The sequence below is a fragment of the Anaeromonas frigoriresistens genome (assembly GCF_016820655.1).
GTDB lineage: Bacteria > Bacillota > Clostridia > Tissierellales > SIT17 > Anaeromonas > Anaeromonas frigoriresistens.
This window is the reverse complement of sequence record NZ_WSFT01000019.1, coordinates 1-16870: the sequence shown is the minus strand read 5'-3', so window position 1 is coordinate 16870 and position 16870 is coordinate 1. Positions and strand designations below refer to the sequence as shown.

At 32.2% G+C, this 16870-nt stretch carries 18 protein-coding genes; all 18 read left to right on the top strand.

The genetic code is table 11. The annotated features are described in order from the left end of the window. Nucleotides 1-45 precede the first annotated feature (45 nt). The 18 genes from GOQ27_RS03810 (at nucleotide 46) to lysS (ending at nucleotide 16388) form a co-directional block, all read left to right on the top strand. On the top strand, nucleotides 46-363 hold the full coding sequence (locus GOQ27_RS03810; protein ID WP_203365499.1) for a DUF3870 domain-containing protein: 318 nt from the start codon (nucleotides 46-48) through the stop codon (nucleotides 361-363). Nucleotides 364-384: 21 nt separating this feature from the next. Continuing rightward, nucleotides 385-1884: a succinyl-CoA:acetate CoA-transferase ScpC gene (gene scpC, locus GOQ27_RS03805; RefSeq protein WP_286673011.1), complete on the top strand. Its 1500-nt coding sequence runs from the start codon at nucleotides 385-387 to the stop codon at nucleotides 1882-1884. A gap of 219 nt (nucleotides 1885-2103) precedes the next feature. Next, nucleotides 2104-3783, top strand: a complete 1680-nt coding sequence (locus tag GOQ27_RS03800; protein WP_425475002.1) for an acyl-CoA mutase large subunit family protein — start codon at nucleotides 2104-2106, stop codon at nucleotides 3781-3783. Nucleotides 3784-3808: 25 nt separating this feature from the next. Then, a complete protein-coding gene (locus GOQ27_RS03795; protein WP_203365498.1) occupies nucleotides 3809-4204 on the top strand; it encodes a cobalamin B12-binding domain-containing protein in 396 nt (131 codons plus the stop codon). A 21-nt stretch (nucleotides 4205-4225) separates the two neighbouring features. Further along, entirely contained in the window at nucleotides 4226-5155 is a 930-nt protein-coding gene (meaB, locus tag GOQ27_RS03790) for a methylmalonyl Co-A mutase-associated GTPase MeaB (RefSeq protein WP_203365497.1), read from the top strand. Nucleotides 5156-5169: 14 nt separating this feature from the next. Then, nucleotides 5170-5571: a methylmalonyl-CoA epimerase gene (gene mce, locus GOQ27_RS03785; RefSeq protein WP_203365496.1), complete on the top strand. Its 402-nt coding sequence runs from the start codon at nucleotides 5170-5172 to the stop codon at nucleotides 5569-5571. Between the two features lie 34 nt (nucleotides 5572-5605). After that, entirely contained in the window at nucleotides 5606-7153 is a 1548-nt protein-coding gene (locus tag GOQ27_RS03780) for an acyl-CoA carboxylase subunit beta (protein ID WP_203365495.1), read from the top strand. A 27-nt stretch (nucleotides 7154-7180) separates the two neighbouring features. Continuing rightward, a complete protein-coding gene (locus tag GOQ27_RS03775) occupies nucleotides 7181-7561 on the top strand; it encodes an OadG family protein (RefSeq protein ID WP_203365494.1) in 381 nt (126 codons plus the stop codon). A gap of 14 nt (nucleotides 7562-7575) precedes the next feature. Next, complete coding sequence (locus GOQ27_RS03770) at nucleotides 7576-7986, top strand: biotin/lipoyl-containing protein (protein WP_203365493.1); 411 nt, start codon at nucleotides 7576-7578, stop codon at nucleotides 7984-7986. A gap of 32 nt (nucleotides 7987-8018) precedes the next feature. Beyond that, nucleotides 8019-9146 carry a sodium ion-translocating decarboxylase subunit beta gene (locus GOQ27_RS03765; protein ID WP_252187735.1) on the top strand — a complete coding sequence of 376 codons (1128 nt, stop codon included), beginning with the start codon at nucleotides 8019-8021 and terminating at the stop codon, nucleotides 9144-9146. A 106-nt stretch (nucleotides 9147-9252) separates the two neighbouring features. Then, entirely contained in the window at nucleotides 9253-9528 is a 276-nt protein-coding gene (locus GOQ27_RS03760; protein WP_203365492.1) for a YtxH domain-containing protein, read from the top strand. A 36-nt stretch (nucleotides 9529-9564) separates the two neighbouring features. Continuing rightward, entirely contained in the window at nucleotides 9565-10548 is a 984-nt protein-coding gene (locus GOQ27_RS03755) for a biotin--[acetyl-CoA-carboxylase] ligase (RefSeq protein WP_203365491.1), read from the top strand. A gap of 139 nt (nucleotides 10549-10687) precedes the next feature. Continuing rightward, nucleotides 10688-11449: an ECF transporter S component gene (locus tag GOQ27_RS17595; protein ID WP_203365490.1), complete on the top strand. Its 762-nt coding sequence runs from the start codon at nucleotides 10688-10690 to the stop codon at nucleotides 11447-11449. 13 nt (nucleotides 11450-11462) lie between these two features. Then, a complete protein-coding gene (locus GOQ27_RS03745; RefSeq protein ID WP_484477101.1) occupies nucleotides 11463-12248 on the top strand; it encodes a type III pantothenate kinase in 786 nt (261 codons plus the stop codon). A 45-nt stretch (nucleotides 12249-12293) separates the two neighbouring features. Continuing rightward, nucleotides 12294-13265, top strand: coding sequence for a tRNA dihydrouridine synthase DusB (dusB, locus tag GOQ27_RS03740; protein ID WP_203365489.1), 972 nt, complete (start codon nucleotides 12294-12296; stop codon nucleotides 13263-13265). Between the two features lie 91 nt (nucleotides 13266-13356). Beyond that, on the top strand, nucleotides 13357-14298 hold the full coding sequence (locus GOQ27_RS03735) for a hypothetical protein (RefSeq protein WP_203365488.1): 942 nt from the start codon (nucleotides 13357-13359) through the stop codon (nucleotides 14296-14298). 111 nt (nucleotides 14299-14409) lie between these two features. Next, nucleotides 14410-14889: a transcription elongation factor GreA gene (gene greA, locus GOQ27_RS03730; RefSeq protein ID WP_203365487.1), complete on the top strand. Its 480-nt coding sequence runs from the start codon at nucleotides 14410-14412 to the stop codon at nucleotides 14887-14889. 23 nt (nucleotides 14890-14912) lie between these two features. Further along, a complete protein-coding gene (gene lysS / locus GOQ27_RS03725) occupies nucleotides 14913-16388 on the top strand; it encodes a lysine--tRNA ligase (protein WP_203365486.1) in 1476 nt (491 codons plus the stop codon). Nucleotides 16389-16870: the final 482 nt, after the last annotated feature.

Genomic DNA, 16870 nt, shown 5'->3' with positions numbered 1-16870 from the left:
ATTCTGTTAAAATATAAATAAAAGCATTAAATTGGAGTGGATATTTTGAAAAAGAATGAAATATTTTTGACAGGATATGCAAAATTGCCAGAAGGAATAACAGCAAGGGAATTATATGGAGTGGTAGCATTAGGGATGACTGTAAATAGAGAAACTAGTGAGATATTAGATGCTGAACCTACTTTATCTACATACCTTGCTAGAACTTTCGTTAAAGAATTACTAGTAGGAGAGAAGTTAAATAATATAGAGCATATTGAGAATAAATTTAGACATCATTATTTTGGATCAGCAAAAAAAGCAATATTAACAGCTATTAAAATTTGTTATAAGAATTATAAAAAAATAAGAGGAGATTTATAAAAAACTGAAGGGGGAAATAAGTTGATAGAAAATAGATTGCGTTGTGAAATCCTTAAAGATAGAATTATGGAAGCAAAGGAAGCAGCTAAATTCTTTAAAAAAGACATGGTAGTCGGTGCCAGTGGATTTACCCCAGCGGGATACCCGAAATCTGTTCCCTTAGCATTGGCAGAAAGGGGAGAAAAGGGAGAAGATTTAGGATTAACTATTATCACCGGAGCATCTGTAGGAGATGAATTGGACGGAGCTTTGTCCCGAGCAGGTGTGCTTAAGAGAAGATATCCTTATCAAACAAATAAGAATTCTAGGAATGGAATTAATGATGGGAGTATCCAATATGCAGACATGCACTTAAGTCATGTACCTCAATGGGTTAAATCTGGTTTTTTTGGCAATATTGATATAGCTTTAGTAGAAGCTGTAGCTATCAGGGAAGATGGAGGAATAATACCATCTACTTCAATAGGGAATTCAAATGTTTTTGTTGAAAAGGCAGATAAAGTTATAGTAGAGATAAATACTAGTCAGCCATTATCATTAGAAGGAGTTCACGATATATATAGTCCAGAAAATCCACCAAATAGAAAACCAATTCCTTTAACTAAAACTAATGAAAGAATTGGGACAGATTATATCCCTTGTGATCCTGATAAAATAGTAGCGATAGTTATATCTGATATAAAGGATAAAACTAGACCAGTAGCTCCCATAGATGATATATCAAAACAGATGGCAAAGCATTTAATAAAATTTTTAGAAAAAGAAGTAGAAAAAGAAAGACTACCTGAAAATTTATTACCCTTACAATCAGGGGTAGGAAGTGTAGCTAATGCTGTTCTAGGGGGGTTAGTAGATTCAAACTTTGAAAATTTAACGATATACTCAGAAGTTATTCAAGATTCTGCATTAGATTTATTAGATTCTGGAAAAGTAACCTTTGCATCGGGAACTTCTTTAACAGTATCCCCTGAGAGGTTAGATGATTTTTATGAGAATTTTGATAAATATAAGGATAGAGTATTATTAAGACCACAAGAAATAAGCAATAATCCTGAAGTGATAAGACGATTAGGAATTATAGCAATGAATACTGCCATTGAGGTGGATATATATGGGAACGTTAATTCTACAAATATAATGGGAAGTAAAATGATGAATGGTATAGGAGGATCTGGAGACTTTACTAGAAATGCATATTTATCTATATTTACCACTCAATCTATAGCTAAAAATGGAGACGTATCTAGCATTGTACCTATGGTATCTCACCATGACCATACAGAACATGATGTTCATGTAATTGTTACTGAGCAAGGAGTAGCTGATTTAAGAGGTCTGAGTCCAAAGGAAAGAGCTATAGAAATTATAGACAATTGTGCCCATCCTGAGTATAAAGAGCAATTATTAGAATACTTAAATGGATCTTATGAAATTTGTGCCTCTAAGCATACTCCTCATAGTATAGATAAGTCACTGTCTTGGCATAAGAAATTTTTAGATAGTGGAACAATGAAAAAATAAAGAATATTAAAAAACTTTAACATTAGCATCTATTGAAGGTGTGATATAAATTAATGTAGAAATTAAATTATAGAAAATAGCATTGATTAAATTTTAGAAATGTTTTTAAATTAATCCTAAGAAATAGAGTAGTATTATGTTATTATGAATAAGAGAGGATTTATGAAAGGAAAACATTTTCTTAATTAGTTTTTAGCTCTTAATAAAGGAGGCCTAATTGTGATTAAAGATGAAAAAATGAAACAAATTAAAGCTTCAACTAAAGAATGGGAAGAAACTACTGTAGATAAAGCTATCTCAAGATTCCCAGAAAGAAAAGAAGAATTCACCACTGGCTCAGGATTAAAGGTTGACAGGATATATACGCCTGAAAATATTGAAGAATTAGATTATGAAGAAGACTTAGGATATCCGGGACATTTTCCATATACTAGAGGAGTTCAACCTACTATGTATAGAGGAAGATTATGGACAATGAGAATGTATGCAGGATTTGCTACTGCTGCAGAATCAAATAAAAGATATAAATACCTTGTAGAACAAGGATCAACAGGACTTTCTGTAGCATTTGATTTACCTACTCAAATAGGATACGATTCTAATCACCCTTTAGCTGAAGGTGAAGTAGGAAAAGTTGGAGTTGCAATAGACTCATTAAAAGATATGGAGTTATTATTTGAAGGAATACCTTTAGATAAAGTAAGTACGTCGATGACGATAAATGCTCCTGCAGCAGTTTTATTAGCCATGTATATTGCAGTTGCAGAAAAACAGGGGGTATCACAAGATAAGCTAAGAGGAACTATTCAAAATGATATTTTGAAAGAATATATTGCCCGTGGTACTTATATATTCCCTACTGAACCATCAATGAGATTAATAACTAATATATTTGAATATTGTTCAAAAAGTGTTCCAAAATGGAATACAATAAGTATTTCTGGATATCACATAAGAGAAGCTGGTTCTACAGCAGCTCAAGAAGTAGGTTTTACAATAGCAGATGGTATAGCATATGTAGAGGCTGCAATTAAAGCTGGACTAGATGTAGATTCTTTTGCACCGAGATTATCTTTCTTCTTTAATGCTCATAATGATTTATTAGAAGAAGTTTCTAAATATAGAGCAGCAAGAAGATTATGGGCTAGAATAATGAAAGATAGATTTGGAGCTAAAAATCCAAAATCTATGATGCTTAAATTCCATACTCAAACTGGTGGATCAACATTAACAGCTCAACAACCAGAGAATAATGTAGTTCGTGTAGCTATTCAAACATTAGCAGCTGTTCTTGGAGGAACTCAATCATTACATACAAACTCTAAGGATGAAGCATTAGCATTACCTTCAGAAAAATCAGTAAGAACTGCTTTAAGAACACAACAGATAGTAGCTCATGAAAGTGGAGTTACAAATACAATAGATCCATTAGCAGGATCCTACTATGTGGAAGCTAAGACAGATGAAATAGAAGAAAAAGCTATGGAATATATCAAAAAGATAGATGAGATAGGTGGAGCTCCTAAGGCTATCGATATGGGATACATTCAAAAGGAAATAATGGATGCAGCATATAGATATCAGAAGGAAATGGAATCAGGAGAAACTATTGTAGTTGGAATGAATAAGTTCCAATCCGAGAAAGAAGTTCAAAGTGATTTATTAAAGGTAGATCCTGCAGTAGGAGAAATGCAAAAACAAAAAATAGAAAAGCTTAAAGAGGAAAGAGATAACAGGGGAGTTTCTAATAAGTTAAATGCTTTAAGAACAGCCTGTGAAAGCGACGAAAATGTAATTCCATATATAATAGACGCGGTAAAAGAATATGCTACTTTAGGAGAAATTTGTGGAGTAATGAGAGAAGTATTTGGTGAATATGAACAAGCAGTAATGTTATAGATAAATGGATAGAGGAGGAGTTTTAATGGATAGACCGATTAGAGTGTTAGTTGCTAAGCCGGGATTAGATGGTCATGACAGAGGAGCTAAGGTTATAGCTAGAGCTCTTAGAGATGCAGGTATGGAGGTAATATATACTGGTCTTAGACAAACTCCAGAACAAATAGTTTCAGCGGCTATACAGGAAGATGTGGATGTAGTTGCAATGAGTATATTATCTGGAGCCCATAATCACTTGTTTCCAAAGGTAGTAAATCTTCTTAAGGAAGAAGGTATTGAAGATATACTTATCATAGGAGGTGGAGTTATCCCAGAGGATGATATCCCAGGGTTAAAAGAAGCTGGTATTGAAGAAGTGTTTACACCAGGAACTCCTACTACTGTGACTATTGATTTTATAAAGAACAATTTAAAAAAGTAGAAATACTAGGTGGTGCTAAATTTGGAACTAATCAATAAATTGCTTCAAGGTGATAAAAGAGCTTGTGCAAGAATAATTACTAAAATCGAGAATAATGAAGACGAAGCGGTAGATATTTTAAAAGAAATATATAAGCACACCGGTAAAGCACATGTAGTTGGAATTACAGGACCTCCTGGTGGAGGTAAAAGTACTCTAACCTATAGATTAAGTAAAGACTTAAGCAATCAGGGCAAAAAAGTGGGGATCATTGCTATTGATCCCACTAGTCCTTTTAGTGGAGGTTCTATTCTTGGAGACAGAATAAGAATGAATGAATTATCTACAGATCCTAATGTATTTATAAGAAGTATGGGAACAAGGGGACATTTAGGAGGACTATCAAAAGCTACCCATGGAGGAATAAAAGCTTTTGATGCTTTTGGGTGTGATTATATATTTGTAGAAACTGTAGGAGTAGGTCAATCTGAGGTGGATATTGTAAGGACGGCTGATACTGTAGTCATGGTTATGGTACCTGGGTTAGGAGATGATATACAAGCTATCAAAGCCGGCATCATGGAAATAGCCGACATATTCGCTGTAAATAAAAGTGATCTAGATGGAGCTGAAAGAACTACTGCAGAAATTAGAATGATGGTGGAAATGGGTAACAATGAAAACAAACCATCAATCCTTAATGTTATAGCTAATAAGAATAAAGGTATACTAGAGCTTATAGAGGAAATAAATAGACATAAAGAATACTTGGTTTTATCGGGGAAATTAGAGGAAAAAAGAACTGAGAGAATTCGCTCAGAAATAATTACTTTAATAGAAGATGAGATTAAATCAAGGATCTTTAATGATAAAGATATTTATAAACTATTGGATAATGTCCTTAAAAATGTTTATAATAAAGAGATTGATCCTTATAGTGCTAAGGATAAATTATTTAAAGCTATTGTTTAGAGGGAGGGTATGGAATGGTAAAAAAAGTAGACCATATAGGTATAGCTGTTAAAGATTTAGATGAAACTTTAAAATTTTATACCGATGTTTTAGGTATGGATTTACAAGGTACAGAAGTAGTTGAAGAGCAAAAGGTAAAAGTAGCCTTCTTACCTATTGGAGATACAGAAATGGAACTATTAGAGTCCACTGATAAAGAAGGACCTATAGCAAGATATATCGAAAAGAAGGGCGAAGGAGTACAACATATTGCCTATAGAGTAGATGACATTGAAAAAGCTATAGAAGAAATGAAGGCTAAAGGAATAAGAATGATTGATGAAAAACCAAGATATGGTGCTGGAGGAGCAAAGATAGCTTTTTTACATCCTAAAAGTACTCATGGGGTATTAGTAGAACTTTGTCAAAGAGATTAATTATTATTAATCAGCTAAGAAGGAGGATTAATAGATGTCCAATAACAAATTAGAAGAATTACGACAATTAAAGTCAAGTGTAAAGCTTGGTGGTGGTGAGGAAAGTATAAAGAAACAACACGGTAGAGGTAAAATGACAGCAAGAGAAAGAATCGAGTATTTATTAGATGAGGGAAGTTTCATTGAAATAGATACTTTTGTTGAGCACAGATGTACTAACTTTGGTATGGAAAAGAAAAAAGTTCCTGGAGAAGGTGTAGTAACTGGTTATGGTACAGTAGATGGAAGATTAATATATGTCTTTGCTCAAGACTTTACTGTAATAGGTGGATCCCTAGGGGAAATGCATGCAGCAAAAATAGTTAAAGTTCAAGAAATGGCAATGAAGGTAGGAGCGCCATTAATCGGAATAAATGATTCCGGTGGGGCAAGAATACAAGAGGGTGTAGATGCGCTATCAGGATATGGTGATATATTCTATAACAATACAATAGCTTCCGGTGTAATTCCCCAAATCTCAGTTATAATGGGACCATGTGCCGGTGGAGCGGTATATTCTCCAGCATTAACAGACTTTATATTCATGGTTGACAATACGAGTAAAATGTTTATAACAGGACCACAGGTAATAAAGACAGTAACTGGAGAAGAAGTTTCAGCTGAAGAATTAGGTGGAGCGATGACACATAATAGGACTAGTGGTGTGGCTCACTTTATATATAATTCAGAAGAAGAAACTCTTGATAGTATAAAGTTATTATTAAGCTATTTACCTTCTAATAATTTAGAGGATGCACCAGTTTTTGATACAGAAGATGCTATAAATAGAATGGATGAAAAGTTAAATGAAATAGTACCGGATAATCCAAATAAACCTTATGATATGAAAGAAATTATATCTACATTAGCGGATGATGGAGAGTTTTTAGAGGTACAACCTTATTATGCTCAAAATATCTTAACAGGATTTATGAGGTTAAATGGAAGATCAGTAGGTGTAATTGCTAATCAGCCTAAGGTATTGGCAGGATGTTTAGATATCAATGCTTCAGATAAGTCAGCTAGATTTATAAGAACTTGTGATTCCTTTAATATACCATTACTTACATTAGTAGATGTTCCGGGATTCTTACCAGGAACTGGTCAAGAATATGGTGGAATAATTAGACATGGGGCTAAAATGTTATATGCATATTCAGAAGCTACAGTACCTAAAGTAACTGTAATCTTAAGAAAAGCTTATGGTGGAGCTTATATTGCAATGTGCTCAAGACACCTTAAGGCTGATGTAGTATTAGCATGGCCAACAGCAGAAGTTGCTGTAATGGGTCCAGAAGGAGCTGCTAATATAATATTTAGAAAAGAAATAAAAGCTTCTGATGATGCATTACAAACAAGAAGTGAAAAGATAAAAGAGTACAGAGATACCGTAGCGAATCCATATATAGCTGCATCTAGAGGTTATGTGGATGATGTAATAGAGCCTCAATTAACTAGACCAAGAATTATTAGTGCTTTTGATATGTTATCAAGTAAGAGGGAAGAAAGACCTGCTAAAAAGCACGGTAACCTTCCATTATAAGCTTAATAGTTAGAGAGGTGAGATTAGATGAATTTACAAGATGGAATAAGTCTTGGAGAAGCTATATTTATAACACTATTTAGTATGGCAATAGTATTTGTTACATTGTTGGTTATATCCTTTATATTAGCAGGGTTTAAATCTGTATTTTATAAAGAAGAGAAAAAAGTTCCAGTTAAAAAGGAAGTACCTCCAATTAGTGACAATGCAGTAGTAGACAGTACTGAAGAGCTAGTAGATAATGATGAGGAGATAGTTGCAGTTATTGCCTCAGCTATAGCTGCTCAGACGGGAGAATCTGTAGAAAATATATATATAAGAAATATAAGAAGAGTTCCTCAGAATTCGCCAGCGTGGGCAGTAGCAGGAAGACAAGAAGGTATACACAATAACTTTAATAGACGTTAAGGAGGATATTAGGTATGAAAAAATATAATATAACTGTTAATGGTAATACTTATGAAGTTGAAGTTGAAGAAGTAGGAGCAAGTTCTGAAGTTAGTAGACCTAAGCAAGTTACTACAGAGGTTAAAAAACCAGCACCAAAAGCTCAACCAAAACCTCAACCTAAAAAAGAAGAGAAACCTTCTCAACCGGCACCTAAAGCTGTACCTCAAGGTGCAGAGACAATAAGTGCACCAATGCCAGGATCTGTATTTGATATAAAGGTAAATGAAGGAGACACAGTAGCAGAAGGTGATGTATTATTAATTCTTGAAGCAATGAAAATGGAGAATGAGATAATGGCACCAAGAGCCGGTAAAGTTGCAGCAATTAATACTTCTAAGGGAGCAGCAGTTAACTCAGGAGATCCATTAATATCCTTAGAATAATTTTACTAATTGAGAAAGGAAGGTAACTCTACATGGATATTTTACAGAAGTTTTGGGAAAGTACCGGCTTTGCATCTATGACAGGTGGAGAATTTATAATGATAATTATAGCCTTGGTATTTATATACCTAGCTGTAAAAAAAGGGTACGAGCCATATTTATTAATTCCTATTGCCTTTGGTATGTTACTTGTTAATATGCCAGAAGCCGGGCTTATGGAAGATGGTGGATTACTATATTATCTATATCAAGGAACCGATAAAGGGATATACCCACCACTAATTTTCTTATGCGTAGGAGCAGGAACAGATTTCGGTCCATTGATAGCTAATCCTAAAAGTATATTATTAGGTGCAGCAGCACAGTTTGGTATTTTCTTTACATTTATAGGAGCGATATTATTAGACAAATTACCCTTTGTTAGCTTCTCGGGGGCAGAAGCAGCAGCAACAGCCATTATAGGAGGAGCAGATGGTCCTACAGCTTTATTCTTAACATCTAAACTGGCTCCAGACTTATTAGGACCTATTGCTATTGCAGCTTATTCTTATATGGCTTTAGTGCCTATAATTCAACCACCAATAATGAAGGCTTTAACTACTAAAGAGCAAAGACAAGTTAAAATGGAACAATTAAGACATGTATCTAAAACTGAGAAGGTAGTATTTCCAATAGTAGTTGCTTTATTTACAATACTATTATTACCATCAGCAGCAGCTTTGATCGGTATGTTAATGCTTGGTAATCTTATAAGAGAATCTGGAGTAGTTCCAAAACTTGCAGAAACTACTCAAAATTCACTAATGTATATTGTAACTATATTATTGGGAATAACAGTTGGAGCAAAAGCGGAAGCAGAATTATTCTTAACAACTCAAACATTAAGTATCATTGCATTGGGACTTGTAGCTTTCTCTGTTGGGACAGCAACGGGAGTGTTATTTGGAAGACTAATGTATAAGTTAAGTGGAGGGAAAATCAATCCTCTTATTGGTGCAGCAGGAGTATCGGCAGTACCAATGGCAGCGAGGGTTGCTCAAAAGGTTGGGCAAAAAGAGAATCCTTCAAACTTCTTACTTATGCATGCTATGGGACCAAATGTAGCTGGAGTTATTGGTTCAGCCGTAGCAGCAGGATTACTATTAATGTTCTTTGGATAAACTAAGTCGGTCTTTTTAGACCGACTTTATTTATTATGATTTTTAACTTGATAATTTGGGTAAATTAAATGATATAATATATATAAAAAAATTAAGAGGTGATCTCATGAGTAAAGAAAAAGGATCAGGAGTAAAAGGTCTAACGCTAGGTTTATTAATAGGAGGGGCAGCGGCATTACTATTATCTCCTGAAAATGGAAAAGAAAACAGAGAGAAATTAAAAGATAATCTATTCAAGGCATCTGATAAATTAAGAGATATTGCAGAAAGTATTAAGACTGAAGACAATGTAAATTATATAAATATTGAAAATGATAATATTTCTGAAAATGGAGAAGTATTTGTAAACGAAAAGTATATAGAAGATGTTGATTTGGACTAGGCCGATAAAATTTCAAGGCTAGTCAGGGGGAATAATGTGAGAGAGAAGATTATAGACATATTAAAAGATAATAAAGAAAGCTTCATATCAGGTCAAGAAATTAGTGATAGATTGAAGGTATCTAGGACTGCAGTGTGGAAGTATATATCAAAATTAAAAGAAGATGGATATATCATTCAGTCTGTATCTAGAAAAGGTTATAGACTGTTACAATCTCCTGACATCTTAGAACCTAATCTAATAGATGAAGAACTAAATACTGAATATATAGGTAGAAATATTATCCACTATTCTTCTGTTGATTCTACAAATATGGAAGCTAAAAAAATAGCTTTAGAAGTAGAAGAAGGAACAACAATAATTTCTGAAGAGCAATTAAAAGGAAAAGGAAGGCTAGGCAGAAATTGGACGTCCCCAAAAGGAAAAGGTATATGGATGTCTATAATTCTTAAACCAGATATATCACCAACTGAAGCCTCCAAAGTAACTCAAATAGGTGCTGCCTCAGTGTCTAAAGCTATAGAAGAAATAGGGATAAAAAATAAAATTAAATGGCCCAATGATATAGTTATTAAAGGTAAAAAGACCTGTGGTATCTTGACTGAGATGAGTGGAGAAATAAATAGAGTAAATTATATAGTAGTAGGTATAGGCATAAATGTTAACTTAGAAGAGGGAGATTTCCCAGAAGATCTTAGGGAGGTAGGAACTTCTTTAAGGATAGAAAAAAAACAAGTTATAGATAGAGTTAATCTAGTTTCAAATGTAATAAATAATTTTGAATATCTATATAAAGATTTTATTAATACTAGATCTATCAAAAAATCAATTGATATCTGTAAGGAAAGCTCAGCATTATTACATAAAAGAGTAAGAGTGATAAAGGGAGATAATATAGAAGAAGCAGTAGCAATTGATATTAATGATGATGGTCATTTAATTGTTAAGTATGATGATGGAAATATTAAAGAAATAATATCTGGGGAAATTTCTATTAGAGGAATTAAAGGATATATTTAATTATTGTTGATAGTTTTTAATAAAACTGCTAAAATAAATATTGTTATGAAGCTGGTAACCCTTAGGGTACTGGACAAGGTAAAAAAACAAAAAAATACGACTAGTATCCTTTGAGGAACTAGAGCGGGAGGTATGTAAAATGAATAAGAAAAGTAAAAAGTCTATCTCTACTAGGAGATTGGCGATTATCGGTATGCTTGGAGGCATATCTGCAATTTTAGGATTAACACCTATTGGTTTTATACCAGTAGGACCAGCCAATGCTACAATAATGCATATACCTGTTATTATTGGAGCTATAATCGAAGGACCTATAGTAGGTGCTTTAGTAGGATTAATTTTTGGGATATTTAGTATTATAAGAGCGATAACTGCTCCTACAGTATTATCACCACTATTTTATAATCCTCTAGTATCTATACTACCAAGAGTATTAATAGGTATTACTGCCTATTACTCCTATTCTTTATTCAAAAAGATGGGGAAAAAGTCTTCAATAATTACATTATCACTAATATGGATATCTACATTAGCATATTTAGGGAATAATCTAATTAATGGGTTACAATCTGGAAACCAACTATATAGTAAAACTATGATGTTTAACATTCTTCTTGTATTAATGACTATTTTTGTAGGATACTATTCTTTCAAAAAATTCAAGGGAGATTCAGTAGAGATAGTAGTTTCGGCAGCAGTAGGAACATTGACTAATACTATAGGAGTATTATTAATGATATATTTGCTTTATGGAGAGAGGTTTGTTTCATTAATCGGTGGAGATACAAGATTCATTGGAAAGGCTATATTAGCTATTGGAGTAGCTAATGGTATACCAGAGGTTATAGTTGCAATGATAATAGTAAGTGGTGTAGTAATGGGGATAAAGAAGAATGGTTAAAATAGAAGAGAAGGTGACAGAAATGATTTTAGTAATTGATGTAGGAAATACGAATATTGTATTAGGTATATATGAAGAAAAGCAGCTTCTGAAGTCTTGGAGGGTTTCTACGGATAAAAATAAAACCTCTGATGAATATGGTATGCTAATAGATAGGTTATTTACTTATAACGGTTATAAGTTAGACGAAGTAGATGCTGTTATAATTTCTTCAGTTGTACCCCCATTAATGTATTCGCTACAGTCAATGAGTATTAAATATTGTAAAAAAGAAGCTTTAGTAGTTGGTCCTGGTATAAAAACCGGTATGAATATAATCTATGATAATCCAAGAGAAGTTGGAGCAGACAGAATAGTAAATGCTGTTTCAGCATATCAGAAATATGGAGGGCCTATAATAATAGTTGACTTTGGTACTGCTACAACATTCTGTGCAATTTCAGAAGGTGGAGATTACTTAGGTGGGGTTATATCTCCCGGGATAAAAATATCTAGTGAAGCTCTTTTTCAAAGGGCAGCAAAATTACCTAAAGTAGAATTAAGAAAGCCTGAGAAAGTTATATGCAGAAACACAGTAAATAGTATGCAATCTGGTATCATATATGGTTATGTAGGATTAGTTGATTACATTATAGATAGAATGAAAAATGAATATGGATTAGAAAATGCTAAGGTAATAGCTACAGGTGGATTATCAACAATGATAGCTTCCGAGACAAAAAATATTAACAATATAGACAAACTTCTTACCCTTGAAGGACTAAGAATAATATATGAATTGAATAAGGATACTATATAGGCTCGACTTAAAGTCGAGCTTGTTTTTTGATAAAGAGGTGAAAAAATGAAAATTGGGAATGTAAAATTAGATAATAATGTATTTCTTGCCCCTATGGCAGGAGTAACAGATTTATCCTTTAGGATTTTGTGTAAAGAACAAAATACAGGACTTATATATACTGAGATGGTAAGTGCCAAAGGGTTATATTACGGAGATAAAAAAACAGAAAAATTAATGAAAATAGAAGATAAAGAAAGGCCAGTATCACTTCAAATCTTTGGTTCTGATGCTGATATAATGGCTAAAGTAGTGGAAGATAAATTAAACAATAGACAAGACATTGATATAATAGATATAAACATGGGATGTCCTACTCCGAAAATAGTTAAAAATGGAGATGGTAGTGCACTTTTAAAAAAACCAGAATTAATTAAAAAAATTGTTTCTAAGGTTGTAATGGTGTCTAGAAAACCTGTAACCGTTAAAATAAGGACTGGATGGGATGAAAATAATATTAATGCAGTTCATATAGCAAAAATTATCGAAGAGAGCGGTGCTGATTTAGTAGCTGTTCATGGAAGAACTAGAGAACAATTTTATTCTGGGGAAGCTAACTGGGATATTATAAAAGAAGTAAAAAAAGCTGTAAATATTCCTGTGATAGGAAATGGAGATATATTTAGTCCAGAGGATGCTAAAAGAATGATTGATCACACAAACTGTGATGGAGTTATGATAGGAAGAGGTGCTAGAGGAAATCCGTGGATTTTTAATAGAACAATTAAATTACTGAATGAAGATATACTAATACCAGAACCTAGTGATGAAGAGAAAATAAATATGTGTATAAATCATCTTAATTTGTTATGTCAACATAAGGGTGAAGAAATAGCAGTAAAAGAAATAAGAAAACATATAGGGTGGTATATAAAAGGTATGCATAATTCAACTTCTATTAGAGGTAAGTTAAATACTATGAACAGCAAGGATAAAATAATATCCTTATTAAATGATTATATTACTTCAATTAAGTAACTATACTTTATTTTGAAGAATAGAGATATCAATCCTTTCATATAATACCTTATACAGTTAATTACACTGTAAAATATTTGGGGTGATTTATATGGAGGGATTTATTTATATTATATCTGCGAGAACTTACAATGATGAATTAAGAACTAAAAAGTTTTATAAACATATTCCTGAATTTATATTTAAAAATATTGATAGTAAATTATATGGAAATATAGTAAATGAGTTTAAAGTGAAGGATGAGACAATTGGATATAGTGTTGGATTAACAACAATAGAGAATTTAGGGGAAGAAGAATTATTATATAGAATTGAAGAATCTTTAGAAAATAAATTACCTATTAAAAAAATAAATAGTATAATTTTTGAAAAAAACTACAACCTATCATTAACGAAGAAACTAATAGATAAGGAAATATTGATAGCTACAGATAGATCCAAAGAGATAAAAGTACAAACTATACCCTTAGTTTTGAAAAGAATCCTAGCAAATATAGACGAATTTAATATGGAAATAGAACTATTAATCATTCCAAAAGTTGAAGGGGATATAGATTGCATACTACACAAATTTTCATCTGATGTAAAATTCATATCTATATATACTGAGAATGAGGAACTAGGTAATAAAATAATTAATAAAGTAATGAATGATACAGGATTAGCAATAGGAATAATTTCAGATATATCTAAAATTAATAGATTTGATATAATTATTAACTTTAAAGATGATATAAAATTTAAAAAATGGGTAAAACAGAAAAGTATCATTTTCAATATATATAATAATATATCCTATGATAATAAAAAGGGCATAGTAATAGATGATTTTACCTTTAATAACTCAGGAATAATAAAGAACACTAATATAAGAATGGATGAAATAAAAGAAATACCATCAATTATTTATTCTTATAATAACAAATTTGCTGAAAGAGATTTTAGACGATTAAGGGTAGGGAAAAATCTTTATAGTATAAAAGAATTTTGTGATAAATATTCTATGAAAACCAAGTATCTAACAGTTAAATAGGATATTGTAATTAGTCTTGACATAATAAGATTACTAAATTATAATATTGAACATATATGTAAAAGGAATAGAGAAGTAATTAAAATAGAGTAAGAAGGAGAGAGGGAGTTAATGGCACATAACAAAGAAGTTGTTTTAACAGTCGAGGGGTTAAAAAAAATAGAATCTGAATTAGAGCAACTAAAAACAGTAAGACGTAAAGAAGTAGCAGAAAGAATTAAAACTGCTATAGCTTTTGGTGATATTAGTGAGAATTCTGAGTATGATGAAGCTAAAAATGAGCAGGCACAAGTAGAAGAAAGAATCTTCAAGCTAGAGAATATGGTAAGAAATGCTAGAGTAATTGATGATGAAGATATTTCAATAGAGTCTGTAGGTGTAGGTTCAAAAGTAAAAGTTTTAGATCTAGAGTATGATGAAGAAGTAGTGTACTCTATAGTGGGTTCTGCTGAGGCAGATCCTTATGAAGGAAAAATTTCAAATGAATCTCCAGTAGGAGATGCTTTACTAGGAAAGAAAGTTGATGACATGGTTGAGGTACAAGTTCCTGACGGTGTTATTAAATACAAGGTATTAGAAATAAGTAGATAAAAATACGGAGGTGCATTCAAAGGATGAGTAATGAGGGAAATAACCTTAGTGAACTACTCCAAATAAGAAGAGATAAATTACAAAAATTAAAGGAAATGGGTAAAGATCCTTTTAAAATTGAAAAGTATGAACCCACTCATCATAGTAAAACTATAATTGATAACTTTGATGAAATGGAAGGGAAATCAGTAGTTCTTGCTGGAAGAATTATGAGTAGAAGAGGCCAAGGTAAGGTTGGATTCTATGATATACAAGATAGTGAAGGTAGAATTCAAATGTTTGCTAAAAAGGATCTCATAGGTGAAGAAGAGTATGAACTTTTAAAAACTTATGATATTGGTGATATCATAGGGTTAGAAGGAGAAGTTTTTAAAACTAAAATGGGAGAAGTATCCATTAGAGCTAAAAAGATAGATTTACTTTCTAAGTCTCTTCAGATATTACCAGATAAATGGCACGGTCTTAAAGATCAAGATTTAAGATATAGACAGAGGTATACTGACTTAATTGTCAACCCTGATGTAAAAGAAACTTTTATGCTTAGATCTAAAATAATGAAGGCTATAAAAGAATATTTAGATAATAGAGGGTACTTAGAAGTAGAAACACCTATACTTAATACTATAGCTGGAGGAGCATCAGCTAGACCTTTTATCACCCATCATAACACACTGGACATCGATATGTATTTAAGAATAGCTAATGAATTATACCTTAAAAGGTTAATAGTTGGTGGATTTGATAAAGTGTATGAGATGGGAAGAATGTTTAGAAATGAAGGTATGTCTATAAAGCACAATCCAGAGTATACTGCAGTAGAGTTATATGAAGCCTATGCAGATTATAAAGATATGATGGAAATTACAGAAAATGTAGTTGCTTTTGCAGCAGAAAAAGCTCTTGGAACAACTAAAATTGAGTATCAGGGTATTGAACTTGATCTAACACCGCCATGGAATAGATTGTCTATGGAAGAGGCAGTTAAGAAATATGCCAGGGTAGATTTCGAAGAAATAAATACTGATGAGGAAGCTATAAAAGCTGGTAAAGAAAAAGGGATAGAAATTAAACCTGGTATGACTAGAGGACATATAATAAATGAATTGTTTGAAGAGTATTGCGAAGAGCATTTAATACAACCAACGTTCATAACTCATCATCCAGTAGAAGTATCTCCCCTTGCTAAACGTAATCCAGAAGATCCTAGAAAAACTAATAGATTTGAAGCTTTCATTAATACTTGGGAGATTGCAAATGCATTCTCTGAATTAAATGATCCTATTGATCAAAAAGAAAGATTTGATGCACAATTAGAGCAAAGGGAAGCTGGAGACGAAGAGGCCCATATGATGGATTTAGACTTTGTAAATGCATTAGAGGTAGGATTACCACCTACAGGTGGATTGGGAATAGGTATAGATAGACTTATAATGATATTAACAAACAAATCATCTATAAGAGACGTATTATTATTTCCAACAATGAAACCAATTGAATAAATTAATAAAAGCATATCAGCTTAGCTGATATGCTTTTATTTTAAAAAAGATGTTCTAAATATAAAATTAATAGAAGGAGTATGGAGGGGTAGATCCTTTATAATTAACATTATACAATAAAGATCTGAATTAAATGCATTACTATTGGGTATATATATGGAACAAGATGATATGGAACTAATTGCCATATAAAAGTTATTGACCTTTAATCTATAATTTGTTATAGTATTAAAAGTCGTCCCTAAGAACAAATAAAAACTTTTAAAAAGCTATTGACAAGTACAAGTAACTTTGATATAGTACTAAGAGTCGCTTTAGAAGTTAACGAATTCGACAAACATCAAAAACTTTTTAAAAAAGATGTTGACAAGCATCGAAAGATTTGATATAGTATTAAAAGTCGCCGGTAACGGCACACCACAATTTGGTCTTTGAAAATTGAACAGTGTAAAGTTAAAATGACAACTTTTAGTTGTAAAACA